The sequence below is a fragment of the Ulvibacter litoralis genome (genome assembly GCF_900102055.1).
Classification (GTDB): domain Bacteria; phylum Bacteroidota; class Bacteroidia; order Flavobacteriales; family Flavobacteriaceae; genus Ulvibacter; species Ulvibacter litoralis.
In genome coordinates this window covers 345,403-367,708 of the sequence record NZ_FNBA01000001.1, presented here as the reverse complement: position 1 = coordinate 367,708, position 22,306 = coordinate 345,403, and the positions used below count along the sequence as shown (strand labels likewise).

18 protein-coding genes are annotated in these 22,306 nt (G+C 37.1%); 7 read left to right on the top strand and 11 right to left on the bottom strand.

Annotated features, from left to right (window positions below; genetic code table 11):
• Positions 1 to 79 precede the first annotated feature (79 nt).
• Both BLQ00_RS01675 and BLQ00_RS01670 read right to left on the bottom strand, forming a co-directional pair.
• Positions 80 to 1,009, bottom strand: coding sequence for a GYDIA family GHMP kinase (locus tag BLQ00_RS01675; RefSeq protein ID WP_093139692.1), 930 nt, complete (start codon positions 1,007 to 1,009; stop codon positions 80 to 82).
• Position 1,010: 1 nt separating this feature from the next.
• Entirely contained in the window at positions 1,011 to 2,324 is a 1,314-nt protein-coding gene (locus BLQ00_RS01670) for a hydroxymethylglutaryl-CoA reductase, degradative (RefSeq protein ID WP_093139690.1), read from the bottom strand.
• Positions 2,325 to 2,470: 146 nt separating this feature from the next.
• Here BLQ00_RS01670 and BLQ00_RS01665 point away from each other — a divergent pair, with 146 nt between their 5' ends.
• The 4 genes from BLQ00_RS01665 (at position 2,471) to BLQ00_RS01650 (ending at position 8,580) form a co-directional block, all read left to right on the top strand.
• On the top strand, positions 2,471 to 4,684 hold the full coding sequence (locus tag BLQ00_RS01665) for a S9 family peptidase (RefSeq protein WP_093139689.1): 2,214 nt from the start codon (positions 2,471 to 2,473) through the stop codon (positions 4,682 to 4,684).
• A 29-nt stretch (positions 4,685 to 4,713) separates the two neighbouring features.
• Entirely contained in the window at positions 4,714 to 6,099 is a 1,386-nt protein-coding gene (locus BLQ00_RS01660; protein ID WP_093139687.1) for a peptide MFS transporter, read from the top strand.
• Between the two features lie 75 nt (positions 6,100 to 6,174).
• Positions 6,175 to 7,959, top strand: coding sequence for a peptide MFS transporter (locus tag BLQ00_RS01655; protein WP_093139686.1), 1,785 nt, complete (start codon positions 6,175 to 6,177; stop codon positions 7,957 to 7,959).
• A gap of 81 nt (positions 7,960 to 8,040) precedes the next feature.
• Positions 8,041 to 8,580, top strand: a complete 540-nt coding sequence (locus BLQ00_RS01650; RefSeq protein ID WP_093139684.1) for a thioredoxin family protein — start codon at positions 8,041 to 8,043, stop codon at positions 8,578 to 8,580.
• Positions 8,581 to 8,601: 21 nt separating this feature from the next.
• Here the strand turns inward: BLQ00_RS01650 and BLQ00_RS01645 are convergent, their stop codons facing one another.
• From BLQ00_RS01645 to surE, 5 genes are read right to left on the bottom strand one after another with little or no spacing between them, the layout of a single operon-like run.
• Positions 8,602 to 10,632, bottom strand: coding sequence for a ComEC/Rec2 family competence protein (locus BLQ00_RS01645; RefSeq protein WP_093139683.1), 2,031 nt, complete (start codon positions 10,630 to 10,632; stop codon positions 8,602 to 8,604).
• Positions 10,633 to 10,681: 49 nt separating this feature from the next.
• Entirely contained in the window at positions 10,682 to 11,185 is a 504-nt protein-coding gene (locus BLQ00_RS01640; RefSeq protein WP_093139681.1) for a C40 family peptidase, read from the bottom strand.
• A gap of 38 nt (positions 11,186 to 11,223) precedes the next feature.
• On the bottom strand, positions 11,224 to 12,342 hold the full coding sequence (lpxB, locus tag BLQ00_RS01635) for a lipid-A-disaccharide synthase (RefSeq protein WP_093139680.1): 1,119 nt from the start codon (positions 12,340 to 12,342) through the stop codon (positions 11,224 to 11,226).
• Between the two features lie 17 nt (positions 12,343 to 12,359).
• Positions 12,360 to 12,659: a hypothetical protein gene (locus BLQ00_RS01630; RefSeq protein ID WP_093139678.1), complete on the bottom strand. Its 300-nt coding sequence runs from the start codon at positions 12,657 to 12,659 to the stop codon at positions 12,360 to 12,362.
• Positions 12,659 to 13,435, bottom strand: coding sequence for a 5'/3'-nucleotidase SurE (gene surE / locus BLQ00_RS01625; RefSeq protein ID WP_093139677.1), 777 nt, complete (start codon positions 13,433 to 13,435; stop codon positions 12,659 to 12,661). Before surE ends, BLQ00_RS01630 begins: the two co-directional genes overlap by 1 nt.
• 276 nt (positions 13,436 to 13,711) lie before the next feature.
• On the opposite strand from surE, the gene BLQ00_RS01615 reads away from it, so the two are divergent.
• From BLQ00_RS01615 to BLQ00_RS01605, 3 genes are all read left to right on the top strand, one after another.
• Complete coding sequence (locus tag BLQ00_RS01615) at positions 13,712 to 15,844, top strand: carboxy terminal-processing peptidase (RefSeq protein WP_093141850.1); 2,133 nt, start codon at positions 13,712 to 13,714, stop codon at positions 15,842 to 15,844.
• A gap of 76 nt (positions 15,845 to 15,920) precedes the next feature.
• The gene (locus BLQ00_RS01610; protein ID WP_093139674.1) at positions 15,921 to 17,024 is read left to right on the top strand and encodes an ABC transporter permease; all 1,104 of its coding nucleotides are present in this window, start codon (positions 15,921 to 15,923) and stop codon (positions 17,022 to 17,024) included.
• A 10-nt stretch (positions 17,025 to 17,034) separates the two neighbouring features.
• The gene (locus BLQ00_RS01605) at positions 17,035 to 17,853 is read left to right on the top strand and encodes a DNA/RNA non-specific endonuclease (protein ID WP_093139672.1); all 819 of its coding nucleotides are present in this window, start codon (positions 17,035 to 17,037) and stop codon (positions 17,851 to 17,853) included.
• On the opposite strand, the gene rodA is transcribed toward BLQ00_RS01605, so the two are convergent.
• From rodA to mreC, 4 genes are read right to left on the bottom strand one after another with little or no spacing between them, the layout of a single operon-like run.
• A complete protein-coding gene (rodA, locus tag BLQ00_RS01600; RefSeq protein WP_093139671.1) occupies positions 17,850 to 19,106 on the bottom strand; it encodes a rod shape-determining protein RodA in 1,257 nt (418 codons plus the stop codon). The two genes, BLQ00_RS01605 and rodA, sit on opposite strands and share 4 nt — an antisense overlap.
• Positions 19,106 to 20,974: a penicillin-binding protein 2 gene (mrdA, locus tag BLQ00_RS01595; RefSeq protein ID WP_093139669.1), complete on the bottom strand. Its 1,869-nt coding sequence runs from the start codon at positions 20,972 to 20,974 to the stop codon at positions 19,106 to 19,108. The genes rodA and mrdA overlap by 1 nt, the downstream gene beginning before the upstream one ends.
• Positions 20,974 to 21,480, bottom strand: coding sequence for a rod shape-determining protein MreD (gene mreD, locus BLQ00_RS01590; RefSeq protein WP_093139667.1), 507 nt, complete (start codon positions 21,478 to 21,480; stop codon positions 20,974 to 20,976). Before mreD ends, mrdA begins: the two co-directional genes overlap by 1 nt.
• A complete protein-coding gene (gene mreC / locus BLQ00_RS01585) occupies positions 21,470 to 22,294 on the bottom strand; it encodes a rod shape-determining protein MreC (protein ID WP_093139666.1) in 825 nt (274 codons plus the stop codon). The genes mreD and mreC overlap by 11 nt, the downstream gene beginning before the upstream one ends.
• Between the last annotated feature and the right edge of the window lie 12 nt (positions 22,295 to 22,306).

The window sequence follows — 22,306 nt, the reverse complement described above, 5'->3', positions numbered from 1 at the left end:
ACATATAATTGAAAGTAAAACCTCCTGTAAGAAATTGCAGGAGGTTTTTTATGAGATTATTTCTGAAACTAATGCGCTTTTATGCAATCATTTCAGAAAAAGGAATGATGGTTGTGTATCCTTTTTTTCTGAAATAGTCTTGATCTGAAGCTGTTCCTGTTGCCAAAACAAAATCTCCACCCCAAGCACCCAAGCTTTTAATAATATTGGGGTAGTCACTAAAAAGACGTTGTTTAATAGTTGGAAGTTGTATGATTTCTGAAATTGAAGCCTCATGCTGCTGAAGCAATGATTCAAATTCTGAAAGAGTTTTACAAGCGATTATGTTGTTGCTTATCAAGCTAATTTCTTCTAGCTGTTTCGCATTTGCTGACGCTTTTTTGTACCGAGCAATACCTTCCTTGCTGTCTTGTTTTTGGTTAAGATGAACAAAAAATAAAGAAGCTGTAAAATCCCAAGCCAATGTGCAAGTTACTATGCTAGGTCCTTCTGGATGTTTTGTGTAAAGTAATGGTTGTTTGTGTTGTGCTGCGGCAATATCGTAACCACTACCGCCAAAACTTGTGTCGAGTAATTTGTAGGCATCCACATTGGCCCATTGTGCAATGTTATTGATAAGGGTGGAGGAAGTTCCTAATCCCCAATCTCTCGGAAAATCTAAGTGTGTTGTAATATTCCATCCCGTTTCATTTTCTAAGAAGGACGGATTCATTTTTTTTGCTTGCTGAAGGATTTTCAGCAAAGTTTCAGCAGTTTTAATGTGAATTGAACTCTCAGCTTCCAAAGTTGGAATTACATTCAGAAACCCCTTTTTCAACGAGAAGTTTCCTTCAAACCATGTATTTCCTTTGTAATCGATACTTTTCCATGACAACACGTTACTTTCCGAAGGAATCACAGTTAATGATTGTCCGTAGTGAGAAGGTATCGCCAATGCAGTGGCGCCATCTAAGACGAGGTATTCGCCGGTGATTAGTAATTTTCCGTTGCTGTAAAAAGTCTTTTTCAAACTACGCTCTAAGGGTGTCAATAAAACTCACAACGCTGCTGTGTGAGATTGGATTAGTAGTAAAATAGATGACGGCTTTTTCTTTTTCTGAAGTTGTAGCTTCCAACTGATTTAATATATTCATTAAATGCATTTTCATGTGTCCTTTCTGAATTCCAGTAGTCACTAAAGATCTTAAGGCAGCGAAATTTTGAGCCAATCCGGCAACTGCGACAATTTTCATGAGTTGCTGGGCGTTTGGTTTCTGTAACAATGAAAAAGCAAACTTAACCAAAGGATGCAATGTGGTAAGTCCGCCAACGGTTCCCAATGCTAACGGAAGCTCAATAGAAAAGGTAAATATGTCGTTTTCAATACGTGCGTCGGTTAAGCTTGTGTAACGCCCCTCTTTTGCGGCATAGGCGTGTACACCGGCTTCTACAGCTCTAAAGTCATTTCCGGTTGCCAAAATAACAGCATCGACACCATTCATAATCCCTTTGTTATGGGTTACAGCACGTCTAGGTTCTGTTTTGGCGATGTTTACTGCACGAACAAATTTTTTGGCAAAAGTTGCGCCGTCAATATTGTTTGTGGCAAGGTCTGCTACAGGACAACTTACGTGCGCTCTAACCAAGCATTCAGGAACGTAATTGGAAAGAATACTCAATGCGATTTCTGGAAATTGGTTTGCGGTAATAAATGGGGTGTATTTGTGCGCTTCGGCTTCAAAAGTTTTGGCGAGTTGTTCTAAGCAGCTATTGATAAAATTAGCGCCCATAGCATCTAAAGTTTCAAAAGTGCAGTGAAGTTGGTAGTAACCTTCTAATGCTTCTGAAGAATTTATAAGTGTGATGTCTAACAATCCGCCACCTCTTTTTTGCATGCTTTTTTGAAGTGTAGCTAGACTTTCAATCAGTGTAGGTTTAATTTCAGTAAAAAATGAAGTGATGTCACCTTCCTTTCCGAAGAAATTAAAATGCACTTGACCGTTTTTCTGAGTGCTGATAACTTCCGCTTTAAAACCACCTCTTTCTAGCCAGAATTTAGCAGCATTACTTGCGGCAGCAACCACCGAACTTTCTTCAATAACCATTGGAATGGTTAGTAATTCGCCGTTTATTAAAAAATTTGGAGCCACACCTAAAGGGAGGTAGTAGTTGCTAATGGTGTTTTCAATAAAATCGTCGTGCAGCTTTTGCAATTGCGCGTCGCTGTTCCAATATTTTTGTAAAGTAAGACTAGCGGTGGGGTCGTTTGCTAAGTAAGTGCTTGTTAGCCAATCAATTTTTTGTTGCTTTGTTTTTTTTGAAAATCCAGAAATAGGAACTGCCATATAGTATATCATTGTAAATTACAAAGATAGTATTTCTAAGCAACCATTTTAGTGCGAAGTTGGAAACAAATTGACGGTATTTAACATAAAAAAGAACCGATTTTCCTGAAAATTTAGTAAACTTGGCATAACAAAAATTTAACACATTGAATAAACAATTTCTTACACGAATTTTTGTGCTGTTTTTAACTGCATTCACTACCCTATCAGCACAACAACAAGACATTACATTAGAAGATATTTGGAGTGGTTCTTTTCGGACTCAAGGCTTAGATGTGCTACGCTCTTTAAAGAACGGGAAGGAATATTCTGTTTTAAACGTTAATCGCAGTACAAGAGCGGCAACAGTCGATGTGTACGATTATAAAAGTGGCGCTAAAGTAAAAACGCTTGTAGATACCGATCAGATTTCAAACGTTTCTGGAATACTGTCGTACGAGTTTAATGAGGACGAAACGCAATTGTTATTAGCAACTGCGCTTCAGCCTGTGTACAGACATTCAACCTTAGGTACGTATTATGTATATGATATAGCGTCTAAAAAAGCAACGTTAGTTTCCGAAGAAAAAATCCAAGAACCTACCTTTAGTAAGGATGGTAAGAAAATTGCTTACGGATTTAACAACAATCTGTTTGTGAAAAATCTTGAAACAGGAAAAACACAACAAATTACTCAAGACGGTAAAAAGAATAGTATTATTAATGGTATTACCGACTGGGTGTACGAAGAAGAATTTGCTTTTGTGCGTGCTTTCGACTGGAATAAAAATAGTTCGAAAATTGCCTTTATTCGTTTTGACGAAACAGAAGTGCCAGAATTTTCAATGGATATCTACGGAAATCAACTCTATCCAACACAACAGGTTTTTAAATACCCAAAGGCAGGTGAAGCGAACGCAAAAGTATCGTTGCATGTGTACGATTTAAATTCTGGGAAAACTTCTAATGTTGATCTTTCAGATTATAACAGTTATTACATTCCAAGAATTAAATGGACGGAAGATGCGAATGTTTTAAGTGCGCAGGTAACCAATCGTCATCAAAACACGTTGGATTTGGTATTTGTAGATGCAAGTTCAAATAAAACGAAGTTAGTATTACAAGAGAAAGACAACGCGTATGTGGATGTTACGGATAATCTTACTTTCCTAAACGACAACAGCTTTATTTGGACTAGTGAAAAAAGTGGATGGAATCATATTTATTTCTACGATAAAAATGGGAAGTTACTGAGCCAAGTGACTGATGGTCCATGGGAAGTAACCAGTTACTATGGTTTTGATCAGAATACAGGACGTGTTTACTATCAAAGTTCAGAAAATGGAAGTATCAATAGAGATGTGTATTCTATTTTACCTTCAGGAAAAAATAAGGTTCGTTTGTCACAACAAACAGGAACTAATAGCGGGTCTTTTAGTGCCAATTATTCCTACTACATCAATACCTTCAGTAATGCAACAACACCATATACGTATACACTACATGAGTCATTAAGCGGAAAGCAACTGCGTTCTATTGTAGATAACGCTGGGTTAAGCGAGAAGTTGAGTGGATTTAAAATGTCTCCTAAGGAGTTTTCAACGATTTCTGTAAATGGAAACGAGTTGAATATGTACACGATTAAGCCGTTAAATTTTGATCCAAATAAGGAATACCCATTATTTATGTATCAGTATTCTGGTCCAGGTTCGCAGCAGGTAGCCAATCGTTGGAATGGTACAAATGACTACTGGTACCAAATGCTAGCACAAGAGGGCTATATTGTGGTTTGTGTGGATGGAAGAGGAACAGGATTGAAAGGAAGAGACTTCAAAAAAATGACTCAGAAAGAGTTAGGGAAATACGAAGTGGAAGATCAAATTGCAGTCGCAAAACAATTAGGAGCGTTGCCTTATATTGATGCTTCTCGTATTGGAATTTGGGGTTGGAGTTATGGTGGCTTTATGTCGTCTAACTGTTTGTTTCAAGCACCAGATACATTTGCAATGGCTATTGCAGTAGCACCAGTTACAAGTTGGAGATTTTACGATTCTATTTATACAGAGCGTTACATGCAAACGCCACAAGAGAATGCGTCTGGCTATGATGAGAACTCACCAATTTCGCATGTAAACAATCTTAAAGGAGACTTTTTATTGGTTCATGGAAGTGCAGATGATAATGTGCATTACCAAAATACAATGCGCTTAGTTGAAGCATTGGTGCAAGCTGATAAGGATTTTGATTGGGCAGTGTATCCTGATAAAAATCACGGAATTTACGGTGGAAACACACGTTTACATTTGTACAAAAAAATGACTAAGTTTATCAATGAAACTTTAGGCGAGCCAAAAGCGAATCGCATCGAGATTAAAAACTAACAAGAAAGTATTAATTAATATAAAAATATATGTCAACAGCAGTACAACCAAAACAAAAAGAGTTATTTGGACATCCCGTAGGACTTTACGTTTTATTTTTCACAGAGATGTGGGAGCGTTTTTCATATTACGGAATGCGCGCTATTTTAGTATTGTATTTAGTAGCAGCAACAACAGGTGATAATGTTGGACTTGGATGGACAAATGGAGAAGCGTTAGCGCTTTACGGGTGGTACACAATGTTGGTGTACGTAGCATCTATTCCTGGGGGTTGGATTGCTGACAAATTTTTAGGTCAGAAAAAAGCTGTTTTATACGGTGGGATCCTACTCGTAGCTGGACATAGTATTTTAGCTATTGAGCAAATGTGGGCTTTTTACACAGGTCTTGGATTAATTATCGCAGGAGTTGGTTTGTTGAAGCCAAACATTTCTACGATGGTTGGTGGACTATACAAGCAAGGAGACATTAGAAGAGATAAAGGATTTACAATCTTTTATATCGGAATTAATGTTGGAGCCTTTTTATCTAGTTTAATCGTTGGATATGTTGGTGAAGTTCACGGATGGCACTATGGTTTCGGATTGGCAGGAATTGGAATGGCTTTAGGGTTAATTCAGTACTTGGCTGGACAAAAGCATTTAAAGCATGTTGGTAATTCTTTGTCTTCTTCGGAAAGTGAAGCGGATAAAGAGTTAATGAAAAAACCATTGACTAAAATTGAAAAAGATAGAGTAATTGTATTATTTATTTCGTTCTTATTGGTAATCGTATTCTGGGGTGCTTTTGAGCAAGCAGGTGGATTGATGAATATTTACGCGAAAGAAAAAACAAATAGATTGTTAATGGGGTGGGAAGTTCCTGCGTCTTGGTTCCAATCTTTAAACGCAATGTTTATCATCTTTTTAGGAACAGCAGTAGCAGGATTCTGGGCAATGCGTAAACTAAGAGGAAAAGTGTCTACATCTCTATTTAAAATGATTGTAGGACTTATTATCATGGGTACAGGGTTTTTCTTCATGACTGCTGCGGCAGGACAATATGAGGCAGAAGGGTCTTCAGCAATGTACTGGTTGGTATTAGCATATTTATTTCACACCGTTGGAGAATTATGTTTGTCGCCTGTAGCATTATCGTACATCACAAAATTAGCGCCGCTAAAATATGCTTCTTTAATGATGGGAGTTTATTTTGCGATGACAGGATTAGGAAACAAATTAGCAGGATTGTTAGGAGAAGCTTCAGCATCACTTGGAGAATATACAATCTTTACAGGAATTGCTGTTTTCTGTGTTATTTTCGGATTGTTAGTAATGATTTTCCGTAAGAAACTAGAGAAGCTTACACACGGTGCAGAGGATAATGAGCGTGTAATGGAAGACGAAGCTGAAGGATACGAAGTAGCAAAAAATTAAAAAAAAATATAAGAAAGCCTTATACATAGATGTATAGGGCTTTTCTGTTTTTATACATTCCTTAAAACCAATTCTATGAATACGGATATTGAAAATTTATTTAAAGACAAAGTATTAGGGCATCCAGCAGCTTTGTTTGTGTTGTTTTTTACTGAAATGTGGGAGCGTTTTTCCTTTTATGGAATGCGTATTTTATTGGTATTATTTTTAACAGCACCCCTGTTAAGTGATAATGCTGGTTGGGAATGGCCACGTGAGCATGCACTAGCACTTATTGGTACGTATGCTTCTTTGCTGTATCTAACACCTATTATCGGGGGATGGTTTGCCGATAAAATTTCAGGCTATAGAATGGCAGTGGTAGTAGGTTGTATTGTTATGACCTTAGGGCATGCAGCAATGGCACTTGAAACAACGTCTTCGTTTTACTTAGGATTGGCATTGTTGATTGTAGGTACAGGTTTTTTTAAACCGAATATTACCTCTATTATTTCTGAAATGTATAAAGGCAAAGAGTCGAAAAAAGACGGCGCCTACACCATTTTTTATATGGGAGTAAATGCAGGAGCCTTTTTTGGAATGATGCTTTGCGGATATTTAGCTGAAACACTTGGATGGTCCTACGGATTTGGACTGGCAGGAATTTTTATGCTTCTTGGAATGCTTCAATTTTTATTAGCCAAAGACCTTTTTGGTGCAGTAGGAGGAAAGCCTACCAAATTACATGAAGTTGAATTGCCTCAAAATATAAATGAACCGAATCCAGCAGAACAAGAAATACCATTAGATGACGAGAAATTGAACCCTTTTACAATGTTCGATAAATTCTTGATAATCTTATCGTCTGTAGGTGGTTTGTTATACTTGTTTAACGATCCGTTAGAAAAAATTGGAGGTATCAATTTAGTGCCTTTTACGGTTGGTGGTTTAAGTGGAACCAACGTTGTTGTTTTAACAGCTTTAGTATTGTTTTTAATATTGTTAGTTACCAGAATAGTACGATATCTTCCTGTAGTAAGAGACCGAATTATAGCAGTTTCCATCTTTGGTCTCTTTACGGTTTTCTTTTTCTCTTTCTTTGAACAGTCATTAGGATCGATGACCATTTTTGCCAGAGATTATACAGACCGTACGTTAGTAGGAGATTCTGCAATGATTTTTAAAGTGGTTGATGCCATTTTAACGACAGTACCTCTAATTATCATTACTTGGGTAATCATCTTACTTACCAAAAAGACTTTCTCTCGTATCGGACTTTCAAATATCATTTTGGCCATTGCTTTTGCAGGATTATGGTTTCTTGTAATCTATAGATTGTCTAATAAGTTTTCAGAAGCAGGGACAGAAATTGAAGCAACTTGGTTCGGAATTCTAAACTCTTTCTTTATTATTACACTAGCGCCATTATTCTCAAGATGGTGGGAAAGTAAGTACAATCCAAGCGCAGCTATGAAATACGGTATCGGATTGATACTTTTAGGACTTGGTTTCGCAATACTATCCTACGGAGCAGGTGAAATTCCATCAGGGGCTAAAACGGCTTCGGTAAGTATGATTTTCTTAATATTAGCGTATTTATTACACACTATGGGAGAATTATGTATCTCACCCGTAGGACTGTCGTATTTAAGTAAGCTTGTGCCACCACGAATGATTGGATTCATGTTTGGAGTTTGGTATTTAGCCATTGCTGTTGGACAAAAAGCAGCAGGAACCATGGGAGGAATGATCGATAAGATATCTGAACAGTACTCTATGGGAACCTTCTTCTTAATTTTTACACTAATTCCAATAGGAGCTGGGGTGATTGCAATCGTATTAAATCCTATTCTTAAAAAACTGATGCACGGAGTGCGTTAAATACAATACTTTATTAAAAAAAACGTTCCAATTTTTGGAACGTTTTTTGTTTCATATTATCTCAACAGAAAAATTAAGAACATGAAAAAATTACTTTTTGTCTTTACAATTATGATTGTAGGCTCTATGAGTGCTCAAAAAATTAATTGGATGACAATGAATGAGGCTTTAGAGTTACAAAAAACGACACCCAAAAAGATTTTTATGGACGTATATACTACGTGGTGTGGTCCTTGTAAAATGCTAGATAAAAATACTTTTAGTAATAAAGATGTGATAGCATATGTTAATAAGAATTATTACGCTGTAAAATTTAATGCTGAAGGAACAGAAGAAATTACCTTCGAAGATTTTACCTATACCAATCCTAACTACCAAGAAGGTAGAAAAGGAAGAAATGCAACGCACTTTTTTGCAGATGCTTTAAAATTACGTGGCTATCCTAGTTTGGTCTTTTTTGAAAATGATGGAGCACTTATTCAAGCTGTGCCAGGATATAAAACACCAGCGCAATTAGAAATCTATTTAAAAATGATTGCAAGCGACGAGTATAAAGAAATAAATACTGCCGAAGCATGGCAGGAATACCAACAAAACTTTAAAAGTAATTTCAAAGGGTAGCGTTTTTAGTTAAGTGTTTCACTACTCGATGATAAGGGCTCCCTTGCTGCCAGTATGGTAAAAAGGGAGCTTTTTTTGTGCACATGTTTTTTCCCAACGTTGCACGTACGACCTGTAATTACTTCCATCGGCAATAATACACGCCGGCTTCAAGCTGTCAATGAGGCGTTCTAAATGTACTTTCGGACTTTCAGTGAGCAGAACAATGCTGCCTTCAGAAATCATTGGATACACGCCTAAACTATCTAATACAAGGATTGTTTTTTCGCGATATCTAAAGATTTTTTGAAGTGGTGCTTCGGAAAAAACTGTAATGGCTTCACCTATTCGGTATTGTTTGATCGGATTGGTTTTTTGAAATGTAGTTGCTGTGTCTAAATTACTTCGGAAAATTTTTAGAGCGCGCGCCTGTTTGTAACCAATAAGTGAAGTTCTGCTTTTATGAAACACAATTAATCTTGTTTCTGAAGAGGTGTACGATTCCCAAATGAGAACACCCATAAAAAGACTGAAGCTACATAATACCAATACTGTTCTTCTGTAACTAAGCTTTTTCCAAAGTAAGAAAACTGAAATAATAATTAAGTAACTCGCTAGTACCTTTGCTTCTGAAAAGGATATATCTTCAATTATAAAATGATCTTTTGTAGCAACCCAAGCAATGAAATTATTCAGATATTCAATTCCAAAATTATAGAATAAGACTAGTTTTTCAGGAAGCACAGAAAAAGCGGCTAGCATCACAATGAGAAGCCCCGCAGAAAGGATGAGTCCTAAAAAAGGGAGTACGACTAAATTGGTTACAAAAAACAAGCCTGGGAATTGATGAAAATAATGCAAGCTTAACGGAAATACCCCCAACTGTGCAGCAATACTTACGGTGAAAATTCCCCAAAACAATCGATCGATATAAAACCTCGGACGATAATACGAATACAATGTTGGTTGTATCCATAAAATAGCTGCGACTGCCATATAGCTCATTTGAAATCCCACCTGAAACAACCACAACGGATTGATTAATAGTAGTACTAAAAAAGACAAAAACAAGGTGTTTATTGAATTGGTGTCTCGCCGTAATGCAGTTGCAAACGCAAAAAACGAAAACATGGTGACTGCACGGGTTACTGAGGGCGACAAACCTGTGATAAATGCAAAGCACCAAAGTAGTAGAATTACGAGGGCAGAGTGCACTATTTCGCCATGCGGCAGATGTGTTAAAGGACGTAGTAAGAATGAGAAAATTAAGTAGATAATTCCAACGTGCAAGCCTGATACGGCGAGAATATGTACCGCTCCTGCAGCTGCATATTGTGCATACAATTGCTTTGAAATATCTTTTTTCTGCCCCAAAACAAGTGCTTGTGTAATGGCGCGTTCGTCCGTGGTGATGTCGGTTTGTAGTAGTTTTTTTAAGCAGTAATTCCGAAGTGATTCGGCATGTCCTCGCAGGGTTTTGCTACCTTTTGAGTGTTGTAAAATGTAGTCATTTGAAATCAAGACGCGATGATATACGCCCAGATTTTTCATGTAATTAGCGTATTCGAATTGATGTGGGTTTAATGGCTTCGGAATGTTTTGTAGGCTAGCTGAAACTAAGAGAATGTCGTCAACTGTTATGCTAGGTATTAAGCTGTCTTTGTGTATTTGGAGCAGTACTTTTCCTGTTGTATTCGTTCCTTCTGAAGCTTGAACGGTGGCGATAAACTTGATGTAATAATTGTCAGGTTTCAGTGCTTCCAAAACCTTCAGCTGAAGGACGGCAGCTTTGTTTTCTGAAGTAGTATGCGAATAATGTAGTTTCTGATAGGTCGGTAATCGCAATTGGTAATTTGCGAATCCAATTCCGAAGAAAGCTATAAAGGCAAGGCTTCCGAAGAAAAGAGTAGGGAATAATTGTTTTCTAGCAATAAACCAACTTGTAATAATAGCTATTGTTAGTACCGCAAGAAAAGGAAGTGAGAAAAAGAAAGTAGGTGTAAAATGAGCGGTTAAAATGCCCAAAGCAACTAATACAGCAAAATATATAACGGTGTAATTAATAAACTTCATTCCTTCTAGTGTAGAAGGGAAGTTGCTGCTTTTTAAAGATACAAAATTTTTAGATGACGCGACGTGCTTCTACAAAAGCACTTTTCCAATAACGTTCTTCTAAGGAGGAAATAATAACACCTTTTGAAGTGGTAGAATGGATAAAGAATACTTCGCCACGATTGGATTCAACAACCAAACCTACGTGATTGATAACACGCCTGCTTTTATTGGTTTGAAAAAAGACCAAGTCACCTTCAGCTGCTTGCGATAGGTTGATTTTTCGTCCCTTTTTTGCCATGTCTCTAGAAATACGAGGCATGGCAATATTTTCTTTGCCAAAGGCTGTAAACACCAAACCAGAGCAGTCCATTCCTTTTTTAGTAGTTCCGCCGTATTTGTAACGAGTGCCTTCAAATGTTTTGGCATAATCTACAATGTTGTCCAACTTTCCACTAATGGATTTATTGATGATTTTTTCAGACTTGTTTACATTGGTTTTGGTAACTCTATTGGAGCTTCCGCAGGAACTAAAAAAGACAGCTAAAAGAGCTAGTAGGAGGAGCTTTTTCATAAAAAGAATTGGGTTTCGTTAAAATTATGAAAAATTAATTAATTAGCACTTATTGCTTCAATAATTAAAGAGGCTGTTTTTTTACTAGCACCACGTCCACCAAGTTTTTGTTCCAAATCGTAATACTCTAAAAACAAAGTAGCTCTTTGGTACTCGTCTAAAATTTTAGTGAGTTCGTGTGTTAGCGTTTTAGCATTGAATTCCGTTTGAATAAGCTCAGTGACTACTTCTTTGTCCAAAATTAAATTTACCAAAGAGATGTACTTTAACTTTATAATGCGTTTGGCAATTTCGTAAGATATTCTGCTTCCTTTATAACAAACCACTTGAGGGACTTTAAATAGTGCCGTTTCTAGCGTAGCTGTTCCTGAAGTAACCAAGGCTGCATGAGAAATACTCAGCAAATCGTATGTTTTGTTGAGTAGTAAGTGCACATTTTGTTTTTTTATAAAAGGAGCGTAAAATTCGGCGCCTTGACTCGGAGCCCCCGCAATAACAAATTGATAGTCGGGAAAACGTTCTACCACAGAAAGCATAACAGCGAGCATTTTTGAAATTTCCTGCTTTCTACTTCCTGGAAGTAATGCAATGATAGGGCGTGTATCTAAACCGTTTTCTTTTTTGAATTCTTCAGGAACAACTTGCGTTCTATCTGAAATGGCATCAATTAATGGATGTCCTACAAAATGAACAGGAAACTGATGTTTCTTTTCGTAAAAGTCTTTTTCAAAAGGAAGAATTACATACATCTCATCTACATCGCGTTTGATGTCTTTAATTCGGCCTTCTTTCCAAGCCCAGATTTGTGGAGAAATATAATAATGTGTTCTAAAGCCTTTTTGTTTCGCCCATTTTGCAATTCGCATATTAAAACCAGGGTAGTCTATAAAGATGAGCACATCTGGATTGTAAGCTTCAATATCTTTTTTGCAAAGTGCAATATTTTTAAAAATGGTGCGCAGATTAAAAAGCACTTCTACAAAGCCCATAAATGCTAGCTCACGATAGTGTTTTACAGGAGTTCCCGCTACCTCTTCCATAAGATCGCCACCCCAAAAACGAAAGCTTGCCTCAGCATCTTGTTGCTGAATGGCTTTCATTAAATTGGCGCCGTGTAAATCTCCAGAGGCTTCACCAGCTATGAGGTAGTATTTCATTTGTTACAAGCTATGTTTCAATAAAATTTTGAAATTAATATGATAATGGCTGCGATGAGTGTTGCAAATATAACCCCGCGTCCTCTATAGTATTGCTTCTTTTTCAGAAAAACAAAAAAGGCAACAAAATTTAATAAAGCTCCAAGTGCAATGACAGTTCCTAGCAATCCTTGTTCTAGTGCTACATCAAAGGTGCTTTCAATACTTAATTCCTTAACATTCGATAAGAAAAATAAATACAAATAACTTCCAGCAAGGTTTGATACAATACCGATAAGCAATCCGATAAAAAGTTCTTTAGCTATAGTTTTATTCATTAGATATCCCAGGTGTTAATTTCTTTAATCGCATGGTGGGCTGTTAAGTCAAATTGAACAGGAACTACAGAAACATAGCCATTCGCCAGCGCCCACTCGTCGGTGTCTTGTCCTTTGTCTTCGTTTACAAATTCGCCCGAAAGCCAGTAATAATCACGTCCAACAGGATTGGTGCGTTTGTCAAATTTTTCTTCCCAGTGTGCATCAGCTTGTCTACAAACTTTAATTCCTTTGATTTCTTTTGCTGAAAGCTTCGGAATGTTTACGTTAAGCACAACTCCTTTGGGAAGTTTGTTTTTAAGACATTCTTTCACAATTTTCTTCACAAACTTTTTTGAAGCTTCAAAGTCAGCATCTATTGAGTAGTCTAATAATGAAAATCCAATGGAAGGAATTCCTTGCGTTCCCGCTTCCACTGCAGCACTCATGGTGCCACTGTAAATTACATTGATAGAAGAGTTGCTTCCGTGATTAATTCCGCTTACACATAAATCTGGCTTGCGTTTTAAAATTTCATTTACAGCAATTTTCACACAATCAACTGGAGTCCCGCTGCAACTATATTCTATTTGAGGTTCTTTTTTAGCAACAGTAATGCTATCGCAGTACAAGGTGTCGTTTAAGGTAATGGCGTGTCCCATTCCGCTTTGTGGTGCATCAGGCGCAACCACATAAACATCACCAATCGAGTTCATTACTTCAATAAGGGCTCGAATACCAGGAGCGGTAATTCCATCATCATTTGTTACTAAAATAAGCGGTTTTTTCTTAGACATAGGGTGTGTTTTCAAGAAGCAAAAATACAACTAATAAAGTAAAATTAGCAAGCTGGAATCTTTGGTTTTATAGCTGTGATTTTTGCACTGCGTAAATTGATTTTTTTTAAGTTTTAAAAAATTTATTCCTCGGTTGTTCGTTTTGTTTAAACGATTTGTAGTATTTTGAGGCTCCTCTTTGTTTAACAAAAAATTAGTACCAGAAAAAATCCATGGCACGGTTTTTTATATACTTTAGAGGACTAGTAATAAAGTAAGATGATTTTTATGCGAATAATGAAAAAGAATTTTAAAATTTTATTTTTGGCTGTTTTTGTAGCTGCGGCTTCTTGTAGCTTTACAACCAAAGAATTTAACGACCCCGATAAAGATAAGCTCCTCCTCGATTTAATTACCTATGTATTACAAAAAGGGCATTATGACGCACAGGATATAGACGACACTTTTTCTGAAGGTGTTTACACCGATTTTATCAATGGATTAGATCCATTAAAACGTTACTTTTTAGCTTCCGATATCGAAGAGTTTAGTGCGTACAAAACAGAAATCGATGATCAGATAAAAAACAAAGAACTTACATTTTTCAATTTAGTATATACGAGATTTAACGAACGTATGGATGAAATTGAAGCTATTTACCCTGAAATTTTAGGGACTCCTTTCGATTTTTCAGCAAAAGAAATCATTAATGTAGATTACGAACATTTAAAATATGCAACTTCAAAAGAGGAAGTTAAAGCACGTTGGAGACAACAACTTAAATTTTCTACCATTTCGTCGTATTACGATTTGGTGGAAGAGGAAGACGCTAATTTTAAAGCGAAACCAGATTATGTTCGTAAAACAAATAAAGAGCTAGAAGAAAAAGCGAGAAACTCTTCAAAAACATCATTGGGAGAATACTTCGACTTTACAAACGATTTAGAACGTAAAGACTATTTTGCTATTTTCTTAAATACAATTGTAGAAGAATTTGACCCACACACCAATTATTTCGCGCCACCCGATAGAGATCGTTTCGATTTACAAATGTCAGGGAAGCTTGAAGGTATTGGAGCGAGACTTCAGAAAAAAAATGATTACATCAATGTGGTGGAAGTAATAAGCGGAGGTCCTGCTTGGAGAGGTGAAGAAATTGAAGTAGGTGATGTTATTATGAAAGTGAGACAAGCGGGCGAGCAAGATGCTGTTAGTATTGTTGGAATGCGTATAGACGATGCTGTAAAACTAATTAAAGGTCCAAAAGGAACACAGGTTACCTTAACTATTAAGCGTGTTGATGGTTCTATGGAAGATATTACAATTACAAGAGATGTGGTTGAGTTGGAAGAAACTTGGGCAAAATCGACAGTGATTGAAAAAGAGGATAAGACATTTGGTTTAATTAACCTTCCGGCATTCTATTTCGATATGGAAAATTATAAAGAACGAAATGCTGCCACCGATATCAAAAAGGAAATCATTCGTCTAAAAGATGAAGGAATGGAAGGATTGGTATTAGATCTTCGTGATAATGGAGGAGGGTCTTTACGAACAGCAGTAGATATCGCAGGATTATTTATAAAAGAAGGTCCAGTAGTTCAAGTAGCTTCTAGTGGGAAAAACAAAGAAGTGTTAGAAGATAAAAATGATGAAATCGTTTGGGACGGTCCGTTAGTAATTCTAGTGAACGAATTGTCTGCTTCTGCTTCCGAAATTTTAGCAGCTGCGATGCAAGATTACAAACGTGCTATTATTATTGGTAGTGCGCAGAGCTACGGAAAAGGAACCGTTCAAAATTTAGTCGATTTAAACCAATGGTTGCGTCAAAATGACCTCGGAGATATGGGGGCGTTAAAATTAACCACTCAGAAGTTTTACCGTGTAAATGGAGGTTCTACGCAATTGGAAGGTGTAAAGAGTGATGTGGTGATGCCAGATCGTTACAGCTACATAGATGTTGGAGAAAGAGATTACGACAACCCATTACCATACGATAAAATTGATGCTGCAGACTATACCATTTGGGATGGGTATGTAGACTTTCAAGAAACGATTGATAAAAGTAAAGCGCGTATGGCACAAAGCGAGCAATTAAAATTGATTGATGAAAATGCTCGATGGGTAAAAAAGCGTAGAGACGAAATGGAGGTAACCCTTAATTTTGATGAGTATACTGCCGAAATTGAAAAACGCAAAATGGAAACGAAGAAGTTTGACGCGATAGATACTTACGACAACCAGTTGAGTTACCGATCGCTTCCTGCTGAAATTGCACTCATGAAACAAGACACTACCTTGCGCGAAAAACGCAAAAGATGGCACAAAAATTTGAGTAAAGATATTTATGTTGAAGAAGCTGTAAATGTTCTTCAAGACTTAAAAATCAATAATATTAAGGCGGGAAAAGTAGCCGATATTAGACACTAATTGACATAAAAAATGCTTTTCTACGAAGCTCGGATATTGTTCGGCTTTTAATAAAAGATTTAAGTATTTTTACAAGGTGAAAACATCCACCTCATTAACAAAAATTGCGCTCCAGAAGTTTAAAAAAAACTTTTGGGGCGTTTTTAGTTTTGCTTTTTTAGTGGTGTGTGTGCTTGTTGCAATTTTTGCCTATTCTTTGGCCCCCGATGCTTCTCAAAATGCCAATCAGATGCATTTGGCGATTCATTCTAAAGCGCCTGGGTTTACAACTAAGATGCTAACCATTCCTTCTGAATTTAAACAAGAAAATAGTTTCAATTCTTTTTTCTTCGGAAAGAAAAGTGCCGCAACCGAAATTCCAATTAATTCATATAGTCTGAACAATGGAAAGCTTCAGATTACCGAGTATACTTCAGATGGAACTGATGGCTTAGAAAAAGAATTTGATGTTTCTGTTTTCCCCGAAGGGACTTCATTACAAGACATTCCGAAGCGCTACATTTCAGAAAAGAAATTTTTATTAGGTACCGATAAATACGGACGCGATTTACTAAGTAGAATGCTTATCGGAATTCGGATTTCATTAGCCATTGGCTTTGTAGCAGTGTTTATTTCATTGCTGATCGGAATTTCATTGGGCGCAATTGCAGGTTATTTTGGAGGTAAAATCGATGCCGCCATTATGTGGGTGATTAATGTGACATGGTCTATCCCAACATTGTTATTGGTTATCGCAATTACATTAGCCCTAGGGAAGGGATTTTGGCAAGTTTTTATAGCGGTCGGACTCACCATGTGGGTAGAAGTGGCACGTGTGGTTAGAGGGCAAGTAATGGGGGTAAAGCAGATGCAATATGTAACTGCGGCGCGCGCTTTAGGATACACCGACTTTAGAATTATCACCAAACATATTTTGCCCAACGCAATGGCGCCTGTAATTATTATTTCAGCGGCGAACTTTGCAGGCGCAATATTGATTGAAAGCGGATTGAGCTTTTTAGGAATTGGTGCACAACCTCCAGTGCCGAGTTTGGGCGGAATTATAAAAGATCATTACGCTTATATTATTTTGGGAAAACCGTACCTCGCCATTATTCCTGGATTGGCTATTATGAGTCTGGTTACGGCTTTTATGCTTATTGGTAACGCCTTGCGGGATGCGCTAGACGTTCGGAATTAATTTTACACAAATGAATCGAAAAGTTTTATATCCCTTACTTATTATTTTAGTGACTGCTGGTTTGTATTATGCTGAAAAGTACGTAGACACCCAGAATGAAGCCTATCCTGATACCGAAAGTATAACGGGCGATTTTTCTACTTCGGAATTTGACGATCGTTTTCTTCCTACTTCTACAACGGGGGCGGTTGTAAAACATTCTTTTTATGCATTATCCTATGCTGAAGCTCACGAGCAAGCGGAGTGGGTGGCGTATGCTCTGAATAAAAATCAGTTGTCTAAAAATGATGTCAAGCGTCCGTATTTTGTGGAAGATCGAAGTGTAAAAACTAAATCAGCCGATTGGCGTAATTATAAAAAATCAGGTTACGATCGCGGACATTTATGTCCTGCAGGCGACAGACGTTTTAATGAAGAAGCATATCACGAAACCTTTTTAACGAGTAATATTAGTCCGCAAAACCACGAGTTTAATGCAGGTGTTTGGAACTACTTAGAGCAGAAGGTCCGATTTTGGGCCGACAAATACAATGACGTTTATGTTGTAACTGGAGGTGTTTTAAAATCAGGTTTAGAAACAATTGGAGACGAACGTGTTTCCGTCCCAGAAGAGTTTTATAAAATTGTGTTGGATGCTTCCAATGGAAACTATAAAGCGGTTGCGTTTTTAATTCCGAACAAACCAACGAGCAATTCTTTTTACGATTATGTTGTATCTATCGATGAAATCGAATCAAAAACGGGCATTGACTTCTTTACGAATCTTTCCGAAGCCGTAGAAACAAAATTAGAATCGGAAGTGAATCTAAAAGCTTGGGGAAAACGCTAAGAATGCACAAAATTAGAAGCGTCCAAACGCACAAAAATAAAGACTAAAATAGTAAAGCCCCAGAGTCCAGAGCCTCCATAACTAAAGAAAGGCAGTGGGATTCCGACTGTTGGAAAGAGTCCTGTAACCATCCCGATATTTACGAAAAAATGAAAAAATAGAATCGCGGCGACGCTGTAACCATACACACGACTAAATTGATTTTTTTGGCGTTCGGCTAAAAAGAGAATCCGTGTGATAAGCGCTATAAAAAGAGCGATAACCAGTACACTCCCTACAAAGCCCCACTCTTCTCCTACGGTGCTAAAAATATAATCTGTGTGTTGTTCTGGCACAAAGTTTCCTTTGGTTTGCGTGCCTTGGGTCCAGCCTTTTCCAAACCATCCACCATTTCCAATGGCAATTTCACTTTGATTCGTATTGTAGCCAATTCCTTTGGTATCTATTTCTTTCCCTAAAACAATATTAAAACGGTCTCTATGGCGTTGTTCAAATACATTGTTGAAGATATAATTCACTGAAAATGCAAAAGCAATACACGCCAAAGCAATCGCCGCATAGTTGATCACTCGAGGTCTTCTTTTTCTGTTTTTAAAATAGGTGAAACCCGTAATTAAAAGTACACCTGCAATCACCCAAGGAACTCCAATGGCAAGGGTGCTTACAAACAGTGCGGCGGCAAAAAAGCCAAGTAGTAAGTACACAAAGTGCAAGCCTTCTCTATATAGCGGGAAAACAAATGCAGCGTAAATTAAAGCGCTTCCAGGATCGGGTTGCGGTATTATAATTAAAGCAGGTAAGGCAATGATAATAAATGCTCTTAGCTGGTGTTTTATCTCTTGCATGTTTGTTTGTATGTCGCTAACATACTTAGAGAGTGCAAGGGCGGTAGCAGCTTTGGCAAACTCACTGGGTTGTATTCCGAAATTACCAAAAGAATACCAAGAGGTAGCTCCATTAATATTTTTTCCGAAAATGAATAAACCAATTAAGGAGGCTACTGAGACAATGTAAATAATACTGGAAAATCGTTCGTAGAATTTTGCATCGACGGCGAGAATAAAAATAATTAAAACAACGCTTAAGATAATGAATAAAAGCTGCCTTCCATAAATCTGTGTTAAATCAAAATACCCAGCAGAAGCATCGCTTAAAGAAGCAGAATAGATGTTTACCCAACCTATTCCTACTAAGGCAGCATAAAAAAATATGGTAAGCCAATCAAACCGAACTTTGCTTGTTCCTACTGCCATTATTGATTAATTTTAAAAGGTTCGCCGCTATATGGTTTCGCATATTCGGCTTCAAGACTTCCGTTTAACACGTATTTTTCTAAATCGGTACGTGTAATTTTACCTTTAATGTATTTTTCTATCATTAAACTTGCAATTCGTCCTGCCCAACGGGAACCCCAATATCCATTTTCAACAAAAACCGCAATGGCAATTTTTGGGTCATCTTTAGGAGCAAAAGCAATAAATACAGAATGATCGGTAAGTTGCGTTCGCTTGCCATCAATCTTTGTGTAGTTTTCGGCAGTCCCAGTTTTACCACAGATTTCGATGTCAGGAATTTTCAAAAAGGAAGCTGTACCATAATTGTAAGCATCGTGCATTCCTTCAATGATTGGTGCAAAGTGTTCAGAATCAATTGTTGTTTGAATTTTTTCTGTATATACCGACGGAATTGTATCTACATCGTGAATGTTTTTAATAATGTGCGGTTTGTAGTACCACCCTTTGTTTGCAATAGCAGCAGTAAAATTCGCCATCTGAATAGGCGTTAATAATACTTCTCCTTGTCCAATAGCATTCGAAATAGTTGCTGTTGCATACCATTTATACTCTGGATACTTATAAACTTTATTGTATAATGCCGCACTCGGAATTTTCCCTGGGCGTCCACTAGGAAGATCGGTTCCGAGGTAGTTCCCTAATCCGAAACTCTCCAAATGTCTTTGCCATTGCGTCATTCCTTCTTGAGGGGTTGGGTATTTTTCAATAGAGCGCCTATAGGCAGTACAGAAATAAGCATTACAGGAATTTGCAATACCTCCCACCATGCTTAACGGACTTTTATGATGGTGACATCCTAGTTTTCGTCCCCTTCCGTAGGTATAGCCTCCATGACAAGCAACAGTTTCTTTAGTGTCTATAATCCCTTCTTGCAAGCCAATTAAGGCGGTTAATGTTTTAAACGGAGAACCTGGCGGGTATTCTCCTTGCAATACACGATCGTATAAGGGTTTTGCAATGCTATCGTAATAGAGTTTTGTGTAGTTTTTAGAACGTTCTCTTCCTACTAATAAACTTGGGTCGTAATAGGGAGCCGTTACCAAGGCTAAAATTTCTCCTGAAGAGGGCTCAATTGCAACAACACCTCCCCGTTTATTTACAAACAGCTCTTCGCCATATTGCTGAAGCACTTCGTCAATAGTTAGCGAAATATCTTTTCCTCGTTCTGGAAGAGTATCAAAAATACCTTCTTTAAAAGGACCAATGTCACGATTAAACCTGTCTTTCTGAATGTATTTTACCCCTTTTACCCCTCTCAGTACTTCTTCGTATTGTTGTTCTACACCTTGACGTCCAATCAACTCTCCCATTTGATAATCTGGGTTTTGTTTGATGATATATGGGTTTACTTCAGCAATGTAGCCTAATACATTTGCTGAATGTGTGACTTCATAATCGCGTAAAGATCTTTTCTGAATATAAAATCCTTCATACTTATACATTTTTTCTGAAAGATAGGCGTATTCACCTTTGGTAAGTTGTGGTATTACTACGGAAGGTAATCGTGGTGAGTACACACGTGCTTTTGCCAGAATTTCTTTGAAGTCTTTTTTTGTGATTTTTAATAAGTTGCAAAATTCTAAAGTGTCTAAGGGTTTTACTTCCCTCGGAATTACCATAACATCGTATGAAGGTTGGTTGGCAACGAGTAACTTTCCGTTGCGGTCAAAAATATACCCCCGCTGCGGATAATCGTAAATTACCTTAATAGCATTGTTTTCTGATAATTGCTGAAACGATGTATTGTACACTTGAAGGTAGAATAAACGTCCAGTAAATACCAGTCCAGTAATAAGTACAATGGATAGTAATAAAAGTTTCCGCATTAAGATTTTCGACTAAATAAAAGTAAGGTGCAAAATACTAACACAATACTGAATATACTTGAGAATAACGTAGATTTAAGTAGTAAGAGTATGTGAGAAAAGCTAAAAATTTCTAAGCTAAATAAAATCAAATGATGAAGGAGCACCATAAGCGTGATATATGTGATGCGCTCCGTGAGGGGTGCCTTGTTTACTTTCACCATATTGTATTCGTAACTCACTCCAAAAGAGAATTTTAAAAATAAAGGGCGTAGGTATGCAATTACCAAACAAGCGGCTGCATGTATCCCTCCTGAGTTTCCAAAAAGGTCAATGCTGAGACCTAATAAAAAACTTAAAATGATTAATAGGGATTTGTTTCCGTTCAACGGGAAAACAATGATAAACAAGATGTATAAATAGGGGTTAATATATCCTAGAAAGTTGATGTTGTTTAGTATTAGAACTTGTAACAACACCAATATGATAAACCGAAAAACATTAGAAATAATCTCGCTATTGTTCATCTTCGCTTTCTTTTTCTAGTGACTGAATTTCTTCAGCGTCTTTGTTTTCAATGACATAAACGTGTTTCAAGTTGGTCATATCGGTGAACAATTGAACGTCTAAATTGTAGTTGTCGTTTTCTCCTAATTCGAAAGCTTTAATGGTTCCTATAAATAGACCTTCAGGAAAAATTGTTGATTTTCCGTCGGTTATAATAGTGTCTCCTACTTTTACGGAAGCCAATCGGTTTATATCGTTTAGTTGTGCTACGTTTGGTTTTTTAGTATCCCAAGTTAAGCTTCCGAAGTGATTCGAATTTTTAACACGCGCATTTATTTGACTGTTGGTGTTTAAAATAGACTGTACGGTTGCGTAGTTTTTAGAAACATTATTTACAATTCCCACAATTCCGTTGGATGTAATTACCCCCATATCTATAGAAACACTGTCGCTAGCTCCTTTTTGAATGGTAAGAATGTTTTTTGTTTTTGAATACGAATTATTGATCACCTGTGCGTCAATAAATCGATACTTTGAATGTAATGTTGAGGTATCTGGTGCTTTTCCGGCAGCATCCATTTTATATGCTTCTAGCTCTTTCCGAAGAAAAACATTTTCCTGAATGAGTTTTTTATTTTCTTCTTCTAAGCCAAAATAGGTGTTGATATTCGTTTTAAATGTGAAGATTCCGCCACTTAAAAAATTGGCAGAACTCATAAACTTTGTACTGTGAAACGAATGTGATTGTACCGTGAGTACAAAGGAAAACAAGAATAAAACAGCAAACAACAGGAAGTTTTTATTCCGTATAAAGAAAAATAGAATCTGTTGCATGATGTGTTAGTC